Genomic DNA, 22,373 nt, shown 5'->3' on the forward strand with positions numbered 1-22,373 from the left:
GAAAGGAATTATGCCAGCATGTTATCGCTGGCATTCATGTTAATGTGGCTACCGATGTATTGTTGAACACGAAATGTACAGCAAAGATCAACACGCCCTAGTTATTCTACAATCAAAAAATCTAACGACGTTATCGAGATTTTTAACAAGCTAGGGTGAACAGTTATTTACTACGATTGGTATTAGACTTAGCCAATTAAGTTATCAAAGCTCTCGAACACTTGTGGGCACTTCATTACTCGCCCGTGGCCCTGTCCTTGAGTCGCAATTAAAGTAACGCGACCCATTTCATTAGCCGCACGCTGAGACACATCAAACTTAGTAAACTTGTCTTGCTCATCATGAACGATGATCGTCTGAGACTCACGAAGCGCTAGCTTTCCATAGGGATCAACAGACTGAATCGGGTAGTTAAACTGCTCTTCGACTTCTCCAACTACCGCCTCGAACAGTTTCATTGAGTAGCCAGAACGCGCAACGCTGCCAAATAGGTTTTCTAGATAATCCAGTACAGGTGCAATCAGCAATAATGGCTTGTTTTCCAATTTAACGTGCTTACATTCCAACGCAGAAGCCGTGCCCATACTGTGACCGACCAAACCTGCTACCTCACCCACCGAATCGAGAATCGCTTCAAGGCCGTTCACAAACGCAGGAATATGACCATGTACACCATCACTGCCACCATGAGCAGGGTGATCATAAGCCAGAGCCGTAAAACCTTTAGCGGCGATATGTTCCATCAGAGGGAAAAACTGACTCGCGGTGCCAGACCAACCATGAGTCAGCACCCAAACAGGCCCCGTACCCAAAGAATAGGTTTTTAAAACGCCATCACGACCTTTGATTTCACTCTTGATAAGCCCTTGGGGATCAGCATTTTTCTGCTCAGTACGCATTGGAGTGAGCAGCAACTTACGTGCTGTTTTCTTCGCATGACTCGGCGCTAGGATGTAATGAAGATTGGTTGTTGCGCCAATTAAGCTGCGCTTGAAGCTGAATTTGTTCGATGTATTAAAGTAGATTTTGTCACTCATGACCGGTCCTTGTATCGCCATCATCATTGGCGGATCGAGCTCGGCCCTGAAAATCGAACGACCGTGCTATTTGTTAGTGTAAAAAATGGCGATAGCGCTTTTCATGGCTGCTTGCCGCCACTTCTCTTAAAATTTCTTATAAGCCTTAGTTAAACAAAACTCAGATGCTTTGCGAGCTAAACCTCTTTCCAGCTAGCGATTAAGCGCTGTACACCACTCCAAAAGTGGGTGTGGCTCGCTTGTTGGCCTCGTAACGAGTAGAACAAGTTGGCACTCAAGTAGAGGCCGTATAACTCAAAGGTTGCCTGTTTAGGATCTAAATCGGCTCTGAACTGTTTGCTCTCAACCGCTTTTGCTACCTGAATCGTCAAGTAATCAATCCACACTGAAATGGTTTTCTGCAGTGCTTTCTGAATCACAGACGTTTCACTGCCCGCATCTTTCCATGCATCAATAAACATGCAACTGCCTTGGAATGAATGGTTCCAGCCCAACCAATTGTCGAGCAGCTGTTTCAATTTCGCTTCAATATCACCATCTCCCAGCTCTCTTGCGGGAATGATGACTCTTTCGGTGAATATGGCGTTGGAATACTCCAGTACAGAGAGTTGCAGGTTTTCTTTAGAGTTGAAGTGTGCAAACAAGCCACTCTTAGACATGCCACACTGTTTGGCTAATTCGCCAATCGTCAAACTCTCAAGCCCGTTTTCACTCGCAAGTGCGAATGCATGACTCAAAATATACTCTTTGGTTATCTTTCCTTTACTCATTATTCACCAAGGATAAATCTGATACGTTATTTTTAGCACGTTCGTTCTTTTTTTCAAAGATTTTTACTTATCTATTGGGATTCAATTTCTCTTCTCAAAGAATTGTGGAAAAATGCGACAGTATTCAAAGGAAATTGAAATCGACTAACAAAGGAAAAACAATGAACACACTTTGGGAACAGTTTGCGTTTTCGGCGTCAGTAACAGGCCCTATCTGTTTAATGCTGTTTCTTGGTGTGATGCTCAAACGAATCGGCTTAATCAACGACAATTTCATTGATGTCGCATCTAAGGTGGTCTTTCAAGTCACCCTACCCGCGATGCTATTTCTGAGTATTGTTCAATCGAATCACAACTTTTCAGCCAGTAGCGCGTTAGTTGCCTTTGGCGTCATCGCTAACTTTATCTTTTTCTTGTTCACGATTTTCTCGACCAAGTTAGTATTTAAAGGTTCGAAAGATCAAGGTGTGATTGTCCAAGGTGGATTCCGCGCTAATACCGCGATCATCGGCCTCGCCTATGTAGCTAATATTTATGGTAACCAAGGCGTGGCATTGGCGGCTATCTATGTCGCATCCCTAACCGTGCTATATAACATTCAAGCCGTAATTGCACTGACACCCAAAGGCGAAGACACAGGCGCGAAAGCGATTAAAGTGATCGCTAAGTCGATTACCAAAAACCCATTGATCATCGCTATTTTCTTAGCGGTCGTCTTCTATGCACTTTCGATTCCTATCCCAAAAATGGTCACTGATGCTGGTCAATATTTTGCCAACATGACGTTGCCTTTAGCACTGCTGTGTACCGGTGGGTCGCTCGATATCAGCTCGCTCAAACAAGAAAAGTTATCGACGTGGTTTGCCTCTAGCTACAAGTTAATTGCCTCACCTTTACTGATTACATTGGCTGCTGGGTACTTAGGGTTTGAAGGGCTCGATCTCGGGCTTATCTTCTTGATGAGCGCTGCACCAACGGCAGCGGCAAGCTATGTTATGGCTCGTGCAATGGGAGGAAATTCAACCCTGGCGGCTAACATCATCGCTCTCACGACCGTTGTTTCTCTTATCACTTGCACACTAGGTATTTTTGCACTCACCGCAATGGGTTTAATATAGCTGCGACAGGCTTCAAAAAACCGACACAAGCCCTGAAATAAAGGTCATAAGCCTTGATTTAGGACTAACTGATTGGGCAGAAAGGCTGCTAGATTTCGTAAAAATTTTACTAAGAGATCTGATATGTCTTCCGTTCAACATACGCCTTCACAACACATCGCCAGTATTGAGTTGGGTCGAGTGATTGCTATCTTGGCGATCATTGGCTTACATGGCCAAGTGGCACTTACTTATTGGCAAATAGATGAAGTGCCTTGGATCGGTTATGTACTCAACCAAACCGCTCGTTTTGCGGTACCTCTGTTTTTCCTAATTTCCGGTTATCTTATTCAGCCCAAGCTGACTGCCTCCCCGTGGCAAACCGTCATTAATTACTCTAAACCACTGCTTAAGGTTTGGTTAGCATGGAGCATCATTTGCTTAGTGATGCCATTCAACCTCGCGAAGGTAGAAGAGTTTGGTTACCTAGGTGAGCGCCAAGGCTATTGGGGTTTCTTAATGAACACGCCACTTAACTCTTTCTTAGAGGGTGGATTGGTTCATTTATGGTTTATTCCCGCTCTCGTATGTGCAGTTTTGATCATTGCTTTGATAGTCGAAATGAAACTCGACAAACTGCTATTACCAGCGGCCATTGTACTTTACGTTTATGGTGTTTTAGCGGGCAGCTACGCGAACTTGACCGAACTCTGCGCACCTTTCTTTACTCGTAACGGCCCGTTCTTTAGCACGTTAATGGTGACCTTAGGTTTCCTCATTCGTCAGAATCAATGGAAGGTGTCATCCGCTAAAGCGCTGGCGTTATTAGCGTTAGGCATGTTGATTCACTTTGCTGAGGCGGCGTGGCTCACCACGTTCGACGTCGGATTCAACATGAATGATTTCTTGTTTGGTACGGCACTATGGGGAATGGGCGTATTTATGTGGCTTTTGGCTAATCCAAACATCGGCGACTATGCGTGGGTTCGCGCGATCTCGAATCGTATGTTAGGCATCTACGTTTGCCATTTGCTGATCATTATCGTGCTGTTCAATGTCTGTGGAGTCTTAGGCATTACGGAATTGACAAAAGACGTTACGGTATTTTTTGGCACCGTATTGTTGAGCTTCGGGTTGGTTGTTGGAATCGAAAAAACACCACTGCGACGCGTGCTGCTTCGTTAGTGTTTGTGCCTAACATCATCAGCTAAATCAGTTTTAAAGAGTCACAAAAAATAAAGGCAAGATAACGGATTATCTTGCCTTTATTTCATCATGTCAGTAATGAGACTGTGTCACTCGTTGAAGTGTTATCGGAACGCCATTGCGCCCTTACCAACACCTTCATAAGCGACGATTTGTAGTGATTGGTTCTCTGCTAGGCTCGGTTCAACTTGATCCGCAATATAGCCAGCAAGTAATTCCACCGTAGTATCGGTCGGCAAAATTTCCGTCTCACTCTTAGCAATCGCTAGCTCAAATTCGCCTTGTGGCGCGGTGTAGCGGAAGCCATAGTGACTTTCATCATTCACACTGTTCGCATGTTCACTCAGGTTAAGTGATGAAACTGAAACTTGGTCTTCTTTAGAGCCTAAATAAATGTCTTCCCAACGCTGAGCAAATGCCTGCTCGCGTTGTTCGTCGCGTTGACCATCAACCAAAATTTCAACTGGAGAACGGTGACCATGCGCGATGCGCTGGCAGTTACCATCATGCTTTTTCAAACCGTGAGTATAGTGGTAGAACGCACCATTAATGTTTTCATGGCGAAGGGTAATCTCTAACCCTGTGACGTTACTTGGAAGGTTGTCGCGAAGAATATCATAAACATGAGCGGTCACACTCTCGATGGTGATCGCTTCAGCGTCAATCAGACAGTAAGCTTCATCAGGGCAGTGCAGGTGCAGGCTCTTGTCACCGCGCAACACATCTACCTTAGAGTAACCGGCTTTGCTTGCTTGATGCACGATTGCAGAGTTTTTCATTGGCAGCAGTAAGCGGTGGTCAACATGTTGATCAACCAACTGTTTGATCTGCTTTTTAACCTTACTAAAATCCAGCACCATGCTCATTTCATTAAGTTCACCAGACATGGTGACATCTAAAATCCAACTATCTCCTACGACCCCTCTGTGTTCACAGATGTATGAAGAATCGATAACGGTAAGGTCTCTTACAAATAGGTTCAAGTTGAACTCCTTAATACTTTAATGAGATACGGGAGGCTGAATAATGCTCAGCAGGCACTTCGTCTCATTGGTGTCTAGATAAAATAGGACGAGCAGGATGTTACGACAAGCTTAAAAAGTCCACCTTTTTAGACCCTCTTTTGAGAAAAGAACAAACTCTGCACAATTTCCGCTAAAACATAGACCAGCCCGATGCGAATAGCCATATCTTGGGTAAGGTTGCCGAGCGTTTCACGATACATTTTGCTTTAGCCAAAGGCGCGGTGACACCCCAGCAACATGCTGAAAAGCGCGTGAAAATCCCGAATAGCTGCTGTAACCCACTTCATCAGCGACCCAATTGATGGGCTTATTTTGCAATAACAGGGATTGAGCCACTGAGACTCGCCACTTTTGCACATAATCTCCGGGCGTCTCACCGACTTCTCGTTTGAACGCTTCAATAAACTGAGTTCGAGACATCGCGGCCAGTGACGCCATTTCGGCAAATAAACAATGCAAGGCTGCGACAAATGCCTGTGTTCCGTGTGAGCGCTAGACAAGCTCAACTCCCCCGCGCTCAATACATGAAGGTGGCCCTCTTTACCTTGTTGCGCGTTAAATGACGATACTCCACACAGGTTTCCAGAATAGAAAACGCCAGTGCGTATCGAGAAGTGTTCCATTAGTTGTGAAAGCAGATCCATGCATCCTCCGAACGATTCGCTTAGTTTTTAGTTCTTTTGTCCCTCTATAGACCGGACGAGTGGGCTAAATTATTTCAAACAAGATAACCAACACTGACAAGGAACTTGATATGTCACACATGAAATCGACCAGTCAAAAAATCACTCTAATGGCCGAGTTACTAGGCACCAGCTTTTCGTTAATGGCAGCAGACCTTGATATGAGTGTCGACAGCAATAACCTCGCAATTAAAGGCTATGATCCTGTCGCTTACTTTGCCAATGAAGGTCCAGTAAAAGGCACATCTGAGTTCACAGCGACCTATAAGAATGCGATCTATAACTTTGCGAGCAGTGAAAACAGAGATGAATTTCGAGCCAATCCAGAAGCCTATGCCCCTCAATATGGCGGTTACTGCGCGTTTGGAGTAGCCATGGGTAAGAAGTTTGAAACCGACCCTCTCGCTTGGAAGATGGAAGATGGAAGATGGGAAGTTGTATCTGAACTTAGACAAATCGGTTCAAAAACGCTGGCTGGAGAACACACAAGAGTTCATCCAAGACGCTAACAGCAACTGGACAACCATCAAAACCGTAGAAGCCTATAAGCTCTAAGCTCTCGCCTACAGCACTTATCCATTGCCCATGAATAAAACGGAAGCGACCGAACGCTTCCGTTTTCATTGTGATTTTTCCAAAAGAGGTGAACCCAAAGCGATAGGTAACACCTACCAAGCCCATTTTATTCTATACTCCTAGCAGATAAGCTTTTCTTTTTATGGAAGAATAATGACATTACCTAGGATTTTGGTACTCGGCCTCTGCGCCCTATCGACACTGAGTTATGCCAACCCATGGCAGTTCGTCAAAAGTGAAGATGGCATCATGATTGATAAAAGGCCACACCGTGAAGGCTTGGTCGAAATACGAGCGCAAATGCAAACGCCCACCACTTACTCCGGTTTTTTGTTGTTGCTTGAAGACAGCGAGAACGTGCCAAACTGGATAGATAATGTGTCGCAAAGCCGTGTGTTGATGCAGATATCTGAAGATGAAAACATCGTCTATACCCAATTCAAAGCACCTTGGCCTGCCAGAGATAGAGACATGGTGACTTACTCAAAATACAGTATCGAGGATGGGCAATTTGTCTTGTCGATAAAGGATGCGTCGAACTATTTGGCGAAAGAGTCGGGGTACATTCGAATCTATGATGTGGACGCACTTTGGACACTGCAACCGCTGACTAATGGCAATACCTACATCACCTACACCGCTTATGCGAACGCAGGTGGCATCCTACCGAATTGGTTGATGAACAAGTTATCGATAGGCAGTGCACTGAGCACGTTTAAGGGACTGAAAGAACAGTTACCAAAGTACCAAGGCCAACAGCATCCTAACCTGCCAAGTGAGTCTCGCTAACGGTAAAATTAGACAAGTAAATAGAGGAAATAAAGGTAAAGACTAAGGTCTTCTAGCGAGGTCACGAGCTAAGATAAGCGCCAAACCAAACACCTGAAGAAACAGGGCAATATTCTGATAGAAAGCCATTTTCTCATCAAGCCTTTGGATTAATTCAACTAAGGTCAGGTTATCCAAATAGTAGTCATCGATTCGAGTTCGTTGCGATTCTTGAGCACTGTTTATCAGCATCATCAGTTTCGGCAAGTTAGCCAAAGAGATATTTGGCACTTCGCTACTCACCCAACGCCTAAGTTGCCCGCGCAGTGCTTCATCAAGAACAGTGGTAGGCTGCACCGTTTCTGGTTTATCAAGGTGAATCAGAATCGCTTCGCGCTTGCGCTCTAGGGTTTCGATCGTATTCCAAGCAAGCTGTATTGAGTACACATTGCCGAATTTTCGATCGTTATATTCCGCTTTCTCAGCTTCAATTTTATCGAGCACCAAGCTCGACATGACAATCGCCATGATGTTGAGTATCAAGCCTGCGAGGACAATCGCCCAAGCAGGTGGAAGGCGCAACGCCATAATGCTTCCTAGAACATTTTATCAAAAGGTAGGTAAGCTAAGTTTAGGACAACTAAAGATACCATGCTGGCAAAGGTCAAATACATGCCTTGCTTTCTTCCCTTTAGACTGCGAGCAAGAATACTTTTTCCATGAACAATACGCCCAATAACAAAAGCAATACCAATAACATGGATCAGCCACACATTAGCACCGTTGAACTCTAGCAACGCCATCAGTATCACTGTAATCGGAATATAATCCATAGCATTACTTTGAGCGGAACGAGCCACTTGTAACGATTCAATACCACCATCTGCGTGTGCCACTTGATTCTTTCTTCTTTGCTTAATCACTTCAATGGAAAGCCATAGCATAACCAAAGTGAGCAACGCAGCATATAACGCTGTAACCATTATCATTTCCTACTGGTTAGTTTATTCGGCGGGCTACCTCATAGTATCTGTATTCATAAAATAATGAGCATTCACGCCCGCGCACGTGTAAGAGATCTCTCACAAAAAACGTAAGAGATTACAATCAAGCTTCGCAGAAAAATCCTAGATTACAAACCCAAGCCCTTGTTTTGTATGAGTCCGCACAGTTTTCTTTGGATAAACCTGCAGATTATCTGCTTGAGGTGGATTGTGAGTAAAGCCTCTGCAGTGTTTAATACACATGTCGACAGGGAGTTGGCAGGAACAGGAAAAAGCCTAACGGATTAGGTATCTTCAGGATGAAGATTTGATGGCTTAGGATGAGTTATCAGCAAGGAAGTTATGCTCTAGGATAGAGTCGCTTACCAGGATGATGAGTTTGCAAGGACACCGCTAGGACGGCGATGAATTGGATAGGTTAAAGGATTTAGCCACGTCAAGGAACGATGCAGGGAGCACCAGTTACCTATTGAAAGATAAGTAACGCGCAGTAGCAGGATGGCTACGAAAAGAATAGACCCCGTTTGGTGAAAGCCAAACGGGGTTTCCTTTTTTGTAACGTCTGAAAGCTGTTCGCAGCTAACCGTTCAAAGTCACGTTACAAAATAATGTTCATCAAGAACATTGCACCAAACGCATTCAATACCGAAATCGCGATCATCACCGGGATGTAGCGACCTTCAGTACCAATTGGTCCCATAATACGGCCCATGTATTGCACCTGAGAGCCCATCAAGTAGATAGCTGGCGCCAAGATAGCTATATGGTTACCGTTCAGAATACCTTGGTCAAACAGCGTGATAACCACGCCCACCGCGCCACCCATCGACATCCACGCACCGATCAATACCGCTGCCGCTTCGCCAGGTAAACCAAATACCGCCATAATTGGAGCAAATACACTGCCCATCAAATCCAGCGCACCCGTTATCTGCAATGCCTTGATGATCACAAACGCCATCAGAACATTCGGTACCGTAGAGGTAGTCGCAATAACCCAGCCTTTCTTAGCACCTTCAACGAAAATATCAGTAACCATTGGTTTCTTTGCTTTAACTTCGCTCATTATGCTACTTCCTCTTCCAGTTTTTGTTCTTTGTCTGATTTTGGTTTGTCTTCTTTGCCTTCAGTAATGTTGAGGTAAATACGGAACAGATTCGCGCCGACAAACTTAAAGATAAACATCACAGCGACAGCCAAACCAATTGACGATGTCACCGCTAAAGAGCCGTCCATCGCGGTTAGAGTGAACAGCACCGCACCTGAAGAGAAAAAGTTAACGATCGCCGCACCCGCCGTAAACTGGAACATGGTGAACACATCGGTTTCACGCTTAGTCAGATGTCCTTCGTCTTTCAGCTGACGTGTCATCGCTGCGCCAGCATCGGTACTTTGCAAAGAAGCGATCAGTGCCAAGCCTGAGTTACCCGGAATACCCATCAGAGGGCGAAGCAGAGGTGTCAGTAGTTTACGAGCCGCATCCAGTGCACCGTAGTGCTCAAGTACGTTGATCATACCCAGTGCAAACATCACGGTCGGAATAAGTGTCAAAGCAAAAATGAAACCGTCGCGAGCACCACTACCGCCTTTACCACGCAGTGACGTCGTTGCCGCTTGAATACCATCGGCCGTTTCACTCACATCGTAAGCGACCTTACCGAATGAACCGTTGAGCGTTGTAAAATCGAACACTCCATACCATTCATTGGACTGCATTAAGCCTGAAAAGAACACCATCGCGAACGCGAGTGCGATATAGCTGCCGATCGTGACTTTACGATCGGTTTTGGTTGGATTAGTCATAAGGACCTCTATACATCTCGTTTATGTGGAACAGAACACGTATAGATAGTGCAAACTAATGAGCGAAAGGTTAATGACCAAAATCAAATAGCGTATCGGTTTAAATAAAAGAAGCACAGCAACATATAAAACTGTGATTTGGATTTAAAAGCAGGACCATACGCTAAATAAATTAGAATATTTCACATACAAAACTAAAAAATCTTGCTTCAACAGCGCAACCAAAAACGCACACAATCGCCACACAAGTATGGCTTCTAGTGAGAAGTTTTTACCTAGTGCGATCTCTGATAATGCTGTAAGAGATCTCTTACATTGTTTTTCTGGTCAATTTTAATTCGATTATAATACAGAGACTTAAAAAGTGATTTTGCTTCCAGAACGCAACCGTTTTCCCTTAGTTGATTGAGTTTTGAGCCAAGCGCAAACAGTGAGCCATTTTATAAAGAATTTGAGCTTAATTCGAAATTTCAGCCCTCAGAGGTGCTATAGACTTCGCGCAGCCAATATAGAAGGAGAACGGTGATGACTATGGAAATGAGAACGCTTAAATATCAAGTAATGGGCAAAGGCATGTGGATCACTGCAACAGTATCTCGCGTAGTAGCGGACAAACTTGCGCTTGAATACCAATCCTATGGCTGGCCTGTTGAAGTATGTGCAGCAGAACAAACACTGACGTTTGATCTCAATGCTGCATAATGTTGGCAATTTCGAATAAGCTCTATCGGCACTGAGTCCGGTAGGGCTTTTTCTTTAGTCTTTAGTCTTTAGTCTTTAGTCTTTAACTTAAGTGTGGAAGACAGTAATTTTGAGTATGTAAGACCGTATTTCGTTCACATCACAGTCTATTCCTTTCATTATAATCTATTGAATTATTAAGATATCTATCACACTGCACATGGTTATTTAGGTCTACTCTTTTACCCGTGTTAATAACTTATTAACTTCGGAGCGTAATCCATGTTAGGTATCCAGCTTTCTGCTGTTCTCTCTTTGTTAGTCTTTTCTTCGGTAGCAGGTGCTGCCACTTCTCAGTTGGGAGAACCACTCAAGCTCACCAACTCATTCGCTGGCTACCTATCCCTGACCATTTTCGTTGTCGCCTACATCGTGGTGATGATGGAAGAGTACCTAAAGCTCCGAAAATCTAAGCCAGTGTTACTTGCAGCAGGACTGATCTGGATAATCATTGGTTTTATCTACCAAGAACACAACCTTGTTGAAGTCGCTAAGCAAGCACTCGAACACAACTTACTGGAATACGCTGAGCTGTTACTTTTCCTACTCGTCGCCATGACCTACATCAGCGCCATGGAAGAGAGAAGACTGTTTGATGCGCTGCAAGCGTGGATGGTGGGCAAAGGCTTTAATTTCCGCTCTCTGTTCTGGCTAACCGGTATTCTGGCCTTCTTTATCTCACCGATCGCCGACAACCTCACCACAGCTCTATTGATGTGCGCCGTGGTTCTGAAAGTCGCAGGATCTAACCCTAAATTCGTTAACCTAGCCTGTGTGAATATCGTGATAGCCGCTAACGCTGGCGGCGCGTTCAGCCCATTCGGTGACATCACAACGTTGATGGTGTGGCAGGCTGGTTATGTGAGCTTCAGTGAATTCATTCCCTTATTTATTCCTTCAGTGATGAATTACCTCGTCCCTGCAATGATCATGTCTTACTTTGTTCCCACAACCCAACCCGACACGGTGCATCAGCACGTTGAATTAAAACGCGGTGCAAGACGCATCGTGTTGTTGTTCATCATGACCATCGGCACTGCGGTTGCTTTCCATGCCGTACTCCACTTCCCTCCAGTAATGGGCATGATGATGGGGCTGGCGTATCTACAGTTCTTTGGTTATTTCTTGCGTAAGACCTTACCAAATTCACTGGCGAAGAAAAAAGCGGTGGCGATTGCCAACAATGATGGGGGGGCATTGAAGCGACTCGGTTCAGTCGTGCCCTTTGATGTATTTCGAAGAGTGTCCCATGCCGAATGGGACACTCTGCTGTTCTTCTACGGCGTGGTAATGTGTGTCGGTGGCTTGAGTCTACTGGGATACTTGGAGCTTGCCTCTGGCGTGATGTATAGCCAATGGGATCCAATTTGGGCCAACATCATGGTGGGGATCTTATCTGCGATTGTCGATAACATTCCGGTGATGTTTGCCGTGTTATCGATGGAACCTCAAATGTCGATGGGCAACTGGCTACTGATCACCTTAACCGCAGGTGTCGGTGGTAGCTTGTTATCTATAGGCAGTGCAGCAGGTGTGGCATTGATGGGGGCGGCGCATGGAAAATACACCTTCTTTGGACACCTGAAATGGATGCCAGTGATCATGATTGGCTATGCCGTCAGTATCGCCGCTCACCTATGGCTGAATGGCGATCTTTTCTAATTCGGAGATCTTTTCTAATTCGAACTGTCTTTCAAAGGCTTCTCAACCAGTGTCCAGACGTTACTTAATTGTATCGCTGGGCATTGGTTGCAAGTTAGCATCTCGCCCTGTTGTTGAATGCGCATCACTAGTCTAGAGTCAGTTCGACTGCTTCCAGAATTGAACTCAATGGTGATCAAGTCATCATCAACACGATAGGTTCGAGTAACGGAATTATCCGTTGTTTGATAAGTCACTTGCCCGGATTCAAAAAGTAGATAACTGTCATTATCTGCGTTCTCATACATACCTTTGAACAGAGCAAGTTGTGGTACTTCGAAGGGTCGACTAGTGTCGGTTAAACAGCCCGTCAGCAATAGTGCGCTGCTGCAGCAGAGTATAAGTGAATGATGGCTATTCATTTGGGCATCCTTGCCTAGAGAACATGGTTAAAGGATATGCAACCAAATTGGTATCTCCCAGAAAGCGTTGATTTTAATGCAAAGTCATATTTTAAGAACCACTCGCCTTCACCATTAAGTAGTACGAGATATTCAGCCAGCATCTCGACAGGCTCATGGCTAAATCGCTTGCTAGTCTTGCTCTCTTCCCTCTATCACCAATAAGTGCTGTTTACGTTCTACGCCACCTGCATAACCCGTCAGTTTGCCGTTTTTACCAATCACACGGTGACACGGCACAATCACTGAAACCGGATTTTTGCCATTCGCCAAACCCACAGCACGAACGGCTTTCGGATTGCCTATCGCATCGGCCAGTTGTGCATAGCTCCAAGTCTCTCCATAAGGAATGGTCGTCAGCGCCTGCCAAACCGACTGCTGAAATGGCGTGCCCTTGGCTGCAATCGGCACAGAAAACTGAATAGCTTCGCCCGAGAAATAGCGATTAAGCTGCTCGATAGCCAATGCAAAGATCGGAAAGCTATCATCTTGAACACCCAACGGTTCCGGCTTGGTGGTATGTGTCTCGAACCAAAGGCCGAGCAAGCCTTCATCGTTCGCCTGTAACGTCACGGTTCCCAATGGGCTCTCATAGTAAGTAAAACGGTTGTCCATGATATCTCCTAGCTTAGTATTCCGATTAAGACTGATTCCAACAGTGGAACGTGGCGTAACTACCCCAAGGCGAAACACTCTCCGTGTTGATGGCGGGGCGATGCTCAATAAACTTCTTCACCACCAAGTCACCAACCAACAGATGATTAGGTTCGCTTAACCCGCGAAGCAGTGCATATTGAATAGTCCAAGGCCCAATCCCTTTTAGCTCAATCCATTTGGAAGGATGCTCAGCTTCATTGTCGACCATGTATTCGGCAAAACGCTTTAGGGTCTCTTTGCGGCTTCCCGGCATTCTCAAGAAGCTAACATCAGCGTCCGCTATCTGTTTTGGTGTTGGGAAGCTGGCTTTCTCATGTTCATCAGAAAGCTCTTTGACCAATAAGTTAAGCTGACCAATCGCCGCGGTTACCGAAACTTGCTGTCCTAGAATCGCTCTCACGCCTGCCTCCCAAGCACTCCACACGCCAGGAATACGGATACCACTCTTAGCCACCAAGTTAGGATCGATAGTCGTAAAGAACGTCTCAACCTTGGCAATATCGACATCAAGATCAAACATACGGCGGATATTCGCAATCAAGCTTCTTAATTGGCTTATATCATCCAACTCGAATTCAATATCCAAGCGGTTATCTTTGGCTAAAGTCGCCTTGAACCAACCCTTTGACCCGTTCACATTTACCGTGCGCTTATAATAATCTTCGCCAACGCCTTCTAAGCCCTCAATCATTCTTCGTCGATAAAACCTCAACAAGTGGTTCCAATCTAAGGGTCCATGAAAACCAAGCTGAATATGATTACTCTGAGTGTCACTTGGCTTCGCTCGCCTAATTTGGCTTGGCGAAAGCTGCAGCTCTTTTTGAAAGGCATCATTAAAACGGCGCGTACTATTGAAGCCACTAGCAAAGCCGACATCAGTAATGCTCATGCTACTGGTGTGCAGCAACTGCTTGGCAAACATCAATTGACTGTACAGACTATATTGCTTGGGTGACACGCCGATGTAATTGTCGAATAAGGTTCGTAAATAACGATCTGAAATACCTAACCGCGTTGCAAGGTCGACGATAGATCCTGAATTCAGAGCGCCATTATCAATCAACTGCATCGCACGTAAGAAAGTGGTTTCGACGCCCTTCCAAGCCGGCGAAAAAGGTGCGCTGTCTGGTCGACAACGTAAACAAGGACGATATCCCGCTTTCAATGCTTGAGCTTGATGGGAAAAATATTCGACATTTTCTTCTTTGGGTGGTGTGGCTGGGCAAATCGGGCGACAAAAAATTCCTGTCGTTTTCACCGCTGTAAAAAACATCCCATCAAAGCGAGCATCTCGTGCATATCGAGCCAAATGGCACTGCTCACTGGTTAAGCTGCTGTTGTGATTGATCTTTTTCGACATGCCGTACTCTTCCCACTTACCATAGCGTTTGATCCGATACCTAAAAGTTTACCGTGAACCACCATTGTCGCTAGCCACTTTCGGAAGCGAAGGTCAGATAAATCACAAAAAAGAGTTTTAATTTTATTCAATTCGACTAAATTTAACCTAGAGAAGGCATTCTTCTCACAACGTCAACGATCGGTACTTAGCACGCCAAGATGCAGAGACCTATCGAATATAAAAAGGAAAAGGCTATGGTTCTACACACATGTCGTATTGTTTTATCAAATCAACAGGTTCTCACCAGTCAATCAGTCGAGCAGTCTCTAAGCTTTCTTGAAGACAAAGCGGACAACGGGATTTCTATGATCGAGATTGACGCAACGGATGGCAATCAAATCCATTCGTACATGTCACACTCTCTTGAAGAGTCTATTGAGAATCTAATGAACCTATAGGGCTTTTAATAAAGGCTACACATACCAGGCTTAAACGATATTTATGGAATTAGAAACGATCTCTAGTTCCGAAAAGAAGTACATTTCTGGTTTAAAACAAAAATGGCTCCCAACTATACAATTAGTTGGGAGCCATTTTTTATTGAATCTAATCAGCAAAGCCACTGCTTACCGCGAATGCCGTTACTCAGGTGCTTGTTCAGCGGCTTGCTGCAATGTGTAAGCCGTCGATGGGTCAATCTCATTAACCAACTTCTCAACCTGCATGATCGCATCAACCGAGGTACTGCTTTTACGGTAGCTCAGATAAATTGGGAGATACCAGTCTTCAACCCCTTTCACCTTGTGCAGCTGACCCGAATCGATAAAAGGTTCGACTAGAGACACCGGAAGATACGCACTGCCGCCTTTCTCTAAAATGAAATCGAGGGCGATACGGGCTGTAGAGGTACGTAGGTACGGTGCTGGCACTTTAGGGTGACGTTCTGCGTGTTCAGAACCAAAGCGCGTTCCCCAATCCACATAAACATACTTATGTTGAAATACAGATTCCAGATCATCTTGCTGCGTTGATACCAACACCAAAACCAAGTCAGCGACTTTTTTACAGTTCAGCTCTTCTGCTTTGATCTGATCGAACGCGAAAGCCATATCTAAGGTTCGTTCTAACAAATTACGGTTCAGTTGCTCGCGCCCCATCACCTCTGCCATAAAGCCGTAACCACCAAAAGAGTCGGTTACCACACTTAAACAGTTTTGCAGATACGCATCCCAAATATTCGGCGTGCCGCCCAGCGTTAACTGCAAGGCTTTACCACTCTCTAACGACAGCTCAAATTTGGCTTGTTGTAGGGTGGACACCATCACTTCGGCATAACCAATCAAACGTTCACCGGAAGATGTGAGTTTGATGTTATTGCGGTCACGAATGAAGAGCTGAGTATCAAAATAGCCTTCAAGCTGTTTGATCCGCGCACTCACCGCCGCTTGTGTTAAATACAAGTTTTCAGCTGCACGCCCAAAATGGCGCACCCTTGCAACCTCAAGAAAGGTTCTAAATACTTTCACATCCATCAAATACATCTCTGTAATAAATCTGCTAACTAGCCGATCTAGGATTGTTTATCGTAAAGGCAAAAACATTTTGTTTCCTATTTTAGCCTTTTAACAATATTTTCGCGTGAGCAATAAACACTAATTTCTATCTAACCACATTACTGAGGCTGATATGTCTGAGACCGAATTCCGACACGGAAAAAAACGTTTTTATGACACCATTAAATTCCCGAGAGGGTTCGCTAAGTCGGGTGATTTTACTCTTTCAGAAGAGGAAATCCTAACCTTGTTTGGTGACACTATGCTTGCACTTGAAACTGGTGAACTAGCACCAATCAATGCAGAAGAAAAACACTTCATTAAAGTGTTGTCTCACCCTCATAAGGCAAAGTCCAAGTTAGAGCGTGTTTGGTTGAAGTACATTCAACTGGCTCGTGGACGCCGTCGCTTTCACACCCTAAACGGCTGCAAACGCGGCGACGTATCTAGGGAAGAATACGAAAGTGAGTTAGTGTTAGAAGATTAGTAAAATCGCTCAAAGTGATACCTCATCACTTTGGGCTTTTTTTTTGCCTTCAAACACACATCTTCTTTGTAATTGGTAAGTTTAGCCAACCTATCCATTTTTACCAATATTTATATACAATTCATAGCGATAGCGTGACTAAAACACAGCTCTCGTTCAATCTTATGGGTATTCATCCCACTGAGATTCATCGTTCTTCATCCTGCCCCTGTCTTTTATCACGATAGCGCTCCATTGCCATCATTATTTTTCTAGTTTCAACTATACGCTCAACGCTTGTTTATACTCGAAACACGTTAATGCACCAAAATTCGTCAATGGTTCGAGCGATGTCATTATTGCAATAATCGTATCAAGGCATAGAAACACACCAACCCTTTCAGGTGCTGAATTAGATCAACATTGCTGTATATGACAAACGTATTAATCTTGTTTAACGCCACCAAATATCCATACAATAATTGTGCAATTTTGAGAGTTCCAGTCACAGTTACGACGAAAAAAGCAAAAACTTGACCTAAAACAATAGCGGAACCGGATAACTTATTTTATAATGCGAATTAATGTTTCAGAACACTATAAAATTTTATTTCTAGGGGCAAAATCAATGAGACTTATTCCATTAAGCAACAAAGCTAAAGTAGGTAAATGGGCTGCTCGTCATATCGCAGATTCAATCAACAAGTTCGCTCCAACGGCTGAGCGTCCATTTGTACTAGGTCTTCCTACTGGTAGCACACCTCTAACTACTTACGCTGAGCTAATTGAACTTTACAAAGCTGGCGAAGTTAGCTTCAAGCACGTTGTAACATTCAACATGGATGAGTACGTTGGCATCGACCCTAACCACCCAGAGTCTTACCGCACATTCATGCACGAGAACTTCTTCAACCACGTTGATATCCAAGCAGAAAACATCAACCTGCTAGACGGCAAAGCTGAAGATATCGATGCTCACTGTGCAGCATACGAAGAGAAAATCCGTTCATACGGCAAAATCAACCTGTTCATGGGCGGCGTAGGCATCGACGGTCACATCGCATTCAACGAACCAGGTTCTTCTCTATCTTCACGCACTCGTATCAAAACGTTGACTGAAGACACTCGTATCGCGAACTCTCGTTTCTTCGATGGCGACATCAACCAAGTTCCTAAATACGCACTAACTATCGGTGTTGCGACTCTTCTAGATGCAGAAGAAGTGATGATCCTTTCTCTAGGCCACAACAAAGCTCAAGCGCTTCAAATGGCTATCGAAGGTTCTGTAAACCACATGTGGACTGTTACAGCTCTACAGATGCACCGTAAAGCTATCATCGTTGCTGATGAGCCAGCTCAACAAGAGCTAAAAGTTAAGACTCTACGCTACTTCCAAGAGCTAGAAGCTGAGAACATCCAAGACCTATAATTCCTATAGTCTTGAATAGCAGGGCGTTTTTATAAAGAGAGCGTCTTGAATAGAAAAAGCCACTGAATGTGGCTTTTTTTTGTGCCTGCTGCTTTTGTATTTAATGGGAAGATATTTCGGATATTTTTTAGAAGCACAAAAACAACAAAGCGATTTCTCCAACGAGAGAAACCGCCATCATTTTAATCTTTGTATTGAAACGAACCAACAACTACAAGATATGTAGGGTGTGAAACAAGATAAGCAGGGCTGCAAACTAGAGCTAAGAGCTCAGCGCGTTATCTCGGCACAAGGTAGTGATAATGTCAGTGATAGCTAATACGATCGTCGACTTCACCTTTTGATTATGTCGCCCCAAGAACATTTCAAGCATTGGGCCAGACATCGTTTCCACCATCTCCGCGTCATATTCGATAGGCATAATACGCTGAATCGCGTGCACCTTGTTGAGCTCAAATATCACATCAACTTCTGTGAAGCTGGTGTCTTCACCCTGTATTTTCGCCCACTCTTTCAAGGTAACGAAAACCTCGAGATCGTCGTAGAGTTCTTTACTGATCACGCCAAGCCCGAGTAGCAACTTAGCACGAATCATGATCTCGCCTAACGGCCCACCACTGTTGAGAAGTGGCTCGACAACGAACTTAATTGCAGTGTCGTCTTTCTTAAAGATGTTTTTTAATACGGCATCTACCGTGTCGTCCAATGCATCATAAGCAGCCATTAGGCAGGCGCCAGCACTCTCAGCTTCCGAAAGGGCTTCGAGTAATTCAGTTTCATGGCTTGTTTGTATTGGCATAACGGCTCGACAATAAGAAAGTGCCACTGGTGTGGCACTTTGATGGTTTATCATTTCAATGCTAGATAAGCTTCTTCCGCTAGTTTAACAACTTCTGAGTCACTATTCAGCTCAGAATAATGCGCTAATGTCTCAGCAAAGCCTTTTTCTGCGAACATTGCTTGAAGTTCAACCGCTTGAGGGTCGTCTTCGTTCTTGTAATGGAACGCAGCAGCGATTGCTTTTACTAGGTGAGCATTTGGTAGGCCGTACTCTAATGTACCGTTTAGAGGCTTAACTAGGCGGTCTTGCGGGCTCAGTTTACGAATTGGCTGACGACCAACGCGGTCTACTTCATCACGTAGGAACGGGTTAGCAAAACGACCTAGAATCTTCTGGATGTAGGCAGCGTGAGCATCTGGATCAAAGCCGTAACGCTTAATCAGAACTGCACCACTCTCTTCCATCGTTGCCGTTACTTCAGCACGGATTACGTCATCTTCGATAGAGTCTTTGATTGTCTCGTGACCTGCAAGGACACCAAGGTATGCCGTTACCAAGTGACCTGTGTTTAGCGTAAACAGTTTACGCTCAACGAAAGCCATTAGGTTATCAGTGCATTCCATTCCTGGGATGTTTGGAATCTCACCTTTGAATTGTGTTTGATCTACGATCCACTCGCTGAACGTTTCAACCGTTACCGCTAGAGGATCTGTTTCGCCCGCTTCTGCCGGTGGAACAATACGGTCAACCGCAGAATCAACAAAGCCAATGTGCTCTTCAGTGAACGCTTTCATTTCATCAGAAAGGTGCTCTAACACGGCTGCTTTTAATTGGCTAGTACCGCGAACCATGTTCTCTGCCGCGATGATGTTCATTGGTGCAGTGTTGTTTGCTGCTGCACGCTTTTCAATGCCTTGAGCGATAGACTTAGAGATGATTTTAAGAACCGTAGGGCCCACTGCAGTCGTCACAAGATCAGACTCAGCAATGCAATCTACTACTGCGCTTGTCGCTGAGTTTACTGCTGTCACGTTCTTAACAACTTCGACAACACACTCTTCGCCAACAATCTTAACTGGGTATTCTTGGCGTTCAATTAACGCATTTACAACCGTTTCATTTACGTCAGCAAACGTAACCTTCATACCAGCATCAGAAAGAAGCTTACCAATGAAACCACGACCGATATTACCTGCACCAAAATGTAACGCTTTCATAATTTTGACCTTATAAATATTTGAATCTAGATAGCTAACTGCTCAACAACATGCCTTGACGATGTGCCCTAGGCATTAAGCAGTAAGCTATTCAGACTGAATCTTGTTAGAAAGATTAAGACCGAAAATGAGGCCAGTAGGGGGATACCGGCCTCCTTCACTCAGGAGCTTGACTAGAGCTTTTTAGTTTCCGTTGAGAATACGTAGAACATCAGCAGGGTTTGTTGTGTTCTGTAGGCATTCCACAGCTTCTTCATCATCGAGTGAATTGGTAATCGCCATCAGCACCATGTTGTGCTCATCGCCTTGTGCGGCAATACCGATAACCATCTTCGCGATATCATCTTCATCTTCGCCCCACTGAATACCTTCAGGGTACTGACAGAAAACGATGCCGGTTTTTTGTACGTACTGTTTCGCTTCGATTGTGCCGTGTGGTACTGCGATAGACTCACCTAGGTAAGTAGACACAAGCTCTTCACGAGCAAACATGCCATCTACGTATTCTGGTGATACGTTGCCAAGTTTTACTAATTGTTCGCCAGCAAACTTGATTGCGTCTTCTTTTTGAGTCGCTTTAAGGCCAAGGAAGATGCTGTCGTCAGTGAGTGCAAGCTTGTTGCCTTCTTGCGCTGGAGCTGCTGCAGGAGCCGGAGCTTCTACTTTCGCTTCACCACTTTGAGCATCGACAAGCTCGGCAACTAGTTGGTCGTATACGCCGCCGTCTAGGAAGTTGCTTAGAGACATATGCATCGCACCTGGCACAGTGCTACGAGCACGGTCTGTTAGGTCTTTATGCGTAATAACGATTTGCGAATCAGCCGGTAGGTTGTTGATTGCGTAGTTGGTTACTTCAATGTCTAGGCCAGCTGTTGCTACTTTCTTACGTAGTAGACCTGCACCCATTGCACTTGAACCCATACCCGCATCACACGCTACATAAACTGCTTTTACATCCGCTAGGTTTACGTTTGCTTCTGCTGCTGCACCTTTAGAAGACGCTTTCATGTCTTTCATTTGTGCAGAAGCTTTTTCTAGAGAGTCTTCGTCGTCATCTTGAGCTGAAGTTTTAAGCAGAATTGAAGCCACTAAGAAAGATACTGCTGTTGCTGCGATAACTGACAATACAACACCGATGTAAGAGCCTTTTGGCGTCATCAGTAAGACTGCGAAGATAGAGCCTGGTGATGCTGGAGAGATAAGGCCAGAATCGAACATTACGTTAGTGAATACACCCGCCATACCACCTGCGATTACCGCAAGAATTAGACGTGGGTTCATTAGAACGTAAGGGAAGTAAATTTCGTGGATACCACCTAGGAAGTGGATGATAGATGCACCAGCAGCAGATTGCTTCGCGCTACCTTTACCAAACACCATGTAAGCAAGTAGAAGACCAAAACCAGGACCTGGGTTTGCTTCGATTAGGAAGAAGATAGAGCGACCCATCTCTTCAGATTGCTGGATACCTAGTGGAGAGAAGATACCGTGGTTGATTGCGTTATTTAGGAATAGAATTTTCGCAGGTTCAACAAAAATAGATGCTAGAGGTAGTGCACCCGCTTCTACCATTGCGTTTACGCCAGCCGCAAGTCCGCCAGACAGAATCTTAACCGCAGGACCAATCACGATGAACGCGATGATCGCACAGATCATGCCGATGATACCCGCAGAGAAGTTGTTCACTAGCATTTCGAAACCACTCTTCACTTTACCGTGAACAGCTTCATCGAATTTCTTAATTGCGATACCACCTAGTGGACCTACAATCATTGCACCCATGAACATTGGGATATCAGTACCAACGATAACACCCATTGTTGTGATAGCGCCCACTACCGCACCGCGGTCACCACCAACCATTTTACCACCGGTGTAACCAATCAATAGTGGCAGTAGGTATGTAATCATAGGACCAACCATTGATGCTAACGTTTCGTTAGGCCACCAACCCGTTGGGATGAATAGTGCAGTAATGAAACCCCACGCAATAAATGCGCCGATGTTTGGCATTACCATATTGGATAAGAAACGACCAAAGTTTTGAACCTTAATCTTTGCTTCTGGTGATAACATAGGTAGAACCCCGTAATGTATTGGTTGGTCAAATGACCGA

22 protein-coding genes and 2 pseudogenes are annotated in these 22,373 nt (G+C 44.7%); 9 read left to right on the plus strand and 15 right to left on the minus strand.

The genetic code is table 11. The annotated features are described in order from the left end of the window. Positions 1-188: 188 nt before the first annotated feature. On the minus strand, positions 189-1,037 hold the full coding sequence (locus tag F0229_RS08475) for an alpha/beta hydrolase (protein ID WP_017065066.1): 849 nt from the start codon (positions 1,035-1,037) through the stop codon (positions 189-191). A gap of 176 nt (positions 1,038-1,213) precedes the next feature. Then, positions 1,214-1,807 carry a TetR/AcrR family transcriptional regulator gene (locus F0229_RS08480; protein WP_017072389.1) on the minus strand — a complete coding sequence of 198 codons (594 nt, stop codon included), beginning with the start codon at positions 1,805-1,807 and terminating at the stop codon, positions 1,214-1,216. Between the two features lie 161 nt (positions 1,808-1,968). Between F0229_RS08480 and F0229_RS08485 the strand changes: the two genes are divergently transcribed. Both F0229_RS08485 and F0229_RS08490 read left to right on the plus strand, forming a co-directional pair. Further along, positions 1,969-2,925, plus strand: a complete 957-nt coding sequence (locus F0229_RS08485; RefSeq protein ID WP_065583559.1) for an AEC family transporter — start codon at positions 1,969-1,971, stop codon at positions 2,923-2,925. 123 nt (positions 2,926-3,048) lie between these two features. Next, entirely contained in the window at positions 3,049-4,089 is a 1,041-nt protein-coding gene (locus tag F0229_RS08490; protein WP_171732634.1) for an acyltransferase, read from the plus strand. 125 nt (positions 4,090-4,214) lie between these two features. Here the strand turns inward: F0229_RS08490 and F0229_RS08495 are convergent, their stop codons facing one another. After that, complete coding sequence (locus tag F0229_RS08495) at positions 4,215-5,093, minus strand: 6-carboxytetrahydropterin synthase (RefSeq protein ID WP_171732635.1); 879 nt, start codon at positions 5,091-5,093, stop codon at positions 4,215-4,217. A 231-nt stretch (positions 5,094-5,324) separates the two neighbouring features. Beyond that, positions 5,325-5,779 (minus strand): annotated as a pseudogene (locus tag F0229_RS21870) (helix-turn-helix domain-containing protein). 110 nt (positions 5,780-5,889) lie between these two features. Between F0229_RS21870 and F0229_RS08505 the strand changes: the two are divergent. Next, a pseudogene (locus F0229_RS08505) lies at positions 5,890-6,373 on the plus strand (YHS domain-containing (seleno)protein). A gap of 174 nt (positions 6,374-6,547) precedes the next feature. Further along, positions 6,548-7,183 (plus strand): START domain-containing protein, encoded by a 636-nt coding sequence (locus F0229_RS08510; protein WP_048663921.1) that lies wholly within the window; start codon positions 6,548-6,550, stop codon positions 7,181-7,183. A gap of 42 nt (positions 7,184-7,225) precedes the next feature. Here F0229_RS08510 and F0229_RS08515 read toward each other — a convergent pair whose 3' ends face one another. From F0229_RS08515 to F0229_RS08530, 4 genes are all read right to left on the minus strand, one after another. Then, positions 7,226-7,750, minus strand: a complete 525-nt coding sequence (locus F0229_RS08515; RefSeq protein ID WP_171732636.1) for a DNA mismatch repair protein — start codon at positions 7,748-7,750, stop codon at positions 7,226-7,228. An 8-nt stretch (positions 7,751-7,758) separates the two neighbouring features. After that, a complete protein-coding gene (locus F0229_RS08520) occupies positions 7,759-8,145 on the minus strand; it encodes an MAPEG family protein (RefSeq protein ID WP_048660615.1) in 387 nt (128 codons plus the stop codon). 619 nt (positions 8,146-8,764) lie between these two features. Then, positions 8,765-9,232 carry a YjiG family protein gene (locus F0229_RS08525; protein WP_004737023.1) on the minus strand — a complete coding sequence of 156 codons (468 nt, stop codon included), beginning with the start codon at positions 9,230-9,232 and terminating at the stop codon, positions 8,765-8,767. Beyond that, the gene (locus F0229_RS08530) at positions 9,232-9,969 is read right to left on the minus strand and encodes a nucleoside recognition domain-containing protein (protein WP_017061525.1); all 738 of its coding nucleotides are present in this window, start codon (positions 9,967-9,969) and stop codon (positions 9,232-9,234) included. The genes F0229_RS08525 and F0229_RS08530 overlap by 1 nt, the downstream gene beginning before the upstream one ends. A 525-nt stretch (positions 9,970-10,494) precedes the next feature. On the opposite strand from F0229_RS08530, the gene F0229_RS08535 reads away from it, so the two are divergent. Further along, positions 10,495-10,671, plus strand: coding sequence for a hypothetical protein (locus F0229_RS08535; protein ID WP_017061524.1), 177 nt, complete (start codon positions 10,495-10,497; stop codon positions 10,669-10,671). A 261-nt stretch (positions 10,672-10,932) separates the two neighbouring features. Continuing rightward, positions 10,933-12,372 (plus strand): sodium:proton antiporter NhaD, encoded by a 1,440-nt coding sequence (nhaD, locus tag F0229_RS08540; RefSeq protein WP_171732637.1) that lies wholly within the window; start codon positions 10,933-10,935, stop codon positions 12,370-12,372. 14 nt (positions 12,373-12,386) lie between these two features. Here the strand turns inward: nhaD and F0229_RS08545 are convergent, their stop codons facing one another. From F0229_RS08545 to F0229_RS08555, 3 genes are all read right to left on the minus strand, one after another. Further along, positions 12,387-12,773 carry a hypothetical protein gene (locus tag F0229_RS08545; RefSeq protein WP_108161139.1) on the minus strand — a complete coding sequence of 129 codons (387 nt, stop codon included), beginning with the start codon at positions 12,771-12,773 and terminating at the stop codon, positions 12,387-12,389. A gap of 171 nt (positions 12,774-12,944) precedes the next feature. Continuing rightward, positions 12,945-13,427 (minus strand): methylated-DNA--[protein]-cysteine S-methyltransferase, encoded by a 483-nt coding sequence (locus tag F0229_RS08550; RefSeq protein WP_017061521.1) that lies wholly within the window; start codon positions 13,425-13,427, stop codon positions 12,945-12,947. Between the two features lie 25 nt (positions 13,428-13,452). Further along, positions 13,453-14,829, minus strand: coding sequence for an AlkA N-terminal domain-containing protein (locus F0229_RS08555; protein ID WP_017061520.1), 1,377 nt, complete (start codon positions 14,827-14,829; stop codon positions 13,453-13,455). A 236-nt stretch (positions 14,830-15,065) separates the two neighbouring features. Here F0229_RS08555 and F0229_RS08560 point away from each other — a divergent pair, with 236 nt between their 5' ends. Then, a complete protein-coding gene (locus F0229_RS08560; protein WP_017061519.1) occupies positions 15,066-15,269 on the plus strand; it encodes a hypothetical protein in 204 nt (67 codons plus the stop codon). Between the two features lie 183 nt (positions 15,270-15,452). Here the strand turns inward: F0229_RS08560 and F0229_RS08565 are convergent, their stop codons facing one another. After that, positions 15,453-16,343 (minus strand): LysR family transcriptional regulator, encoded by an 891-nt coding sequence (locus tag F0229_RS08565; protein WP_017061518.1) that lies wholly within the window; start codon positions 16,341-16,343, stop codon positions 15,453-15,455. 154 nt (positions 16,344-16,497) lie between these two features. Here F0229_RS08565 and F0229_RS08570 point away from each other — a divergent pair, with 154 nt between their 5' ends. Together F0229_RS08570 and nagB are read left to right on the plus strand one after the other, a co-directional pair. Further along, positions 16,498-16,851 carry a DUF413 domain-containing protein gene (locus F0229_RS08570; RefSeq protein WP_017061517.1) on the plus strand — a complete coding sequence of 118 codons (354 nt, stop codon included), beginning with the start codon at positions 16,498-16,500 and terminating at the stop codon, positions 16,849-16,851. Positions 16,852-17,458: 607 nt separating this feature from the next. Next, on the plus strand, positions 17,459-18,259 hold the full coding sequence (gene nagB, locus F0229_RS08575) for a glucosamine-6-phosphate deaminase (protein WP_017057618.1): 801 nt from the start codon (positions 17,459-17,461) through the stop codon (positions 18,257-18,259). Positions 18,260-18,521: 262 nt separating this feature from the next. Here nagB and F0229_RS08580 read toward each other — a convergent pair whose 3' ends face one another. From F0229_RS08580 to F0229_RS08590, 3 genes are all read right to left on the minus strand, one after another. Beyond that, a complete protein-coding gene (locus F0229_RS08580; protein WP_017065079.1) occupies positions 18,522-19,058 on the minus strand; it encodes an MltR family transcriptional regulator in 537 nt (178 codons plus the stop codon). Between the two features lie 50 nt (positions 19,059-19,108). Continuing rightward, a complete protein-coding gene (locus F0229_RS08585; protein WP_171732638.1) occupies positions 19,109-20,257 on the minus strand; it encodes a mannitol-1-phosphate 5-dehydrogenase in 1,149 nt (382 codons plus the stop codon). Positions 20,258-20,440: 183 nt separating this feature from the next. After that, positions 20,441-22,333, minus strand: a complete 1,893-nt coding sequence (locus F0229_RS08590) for a PTS mannitol transporter subunit IICBA (RefSeq protein WP_171732639.1) — start codon at positions 22,331-22,333, stop codon at positions 20,441-20,443. Positions 22,334-22,373: the final 40 nt, after the last annotated feature.

Origin of the sequence: Vibrio sp. AIC-3 (assembly GCF_013114515.1) — a bacterium.
Lineage (GTDB): Bacteria > Pseudomonadota > Gammaproteobacteria > Enterobacterales > Vibrionaceae > Vibrio > Vibrio crassostreae_C.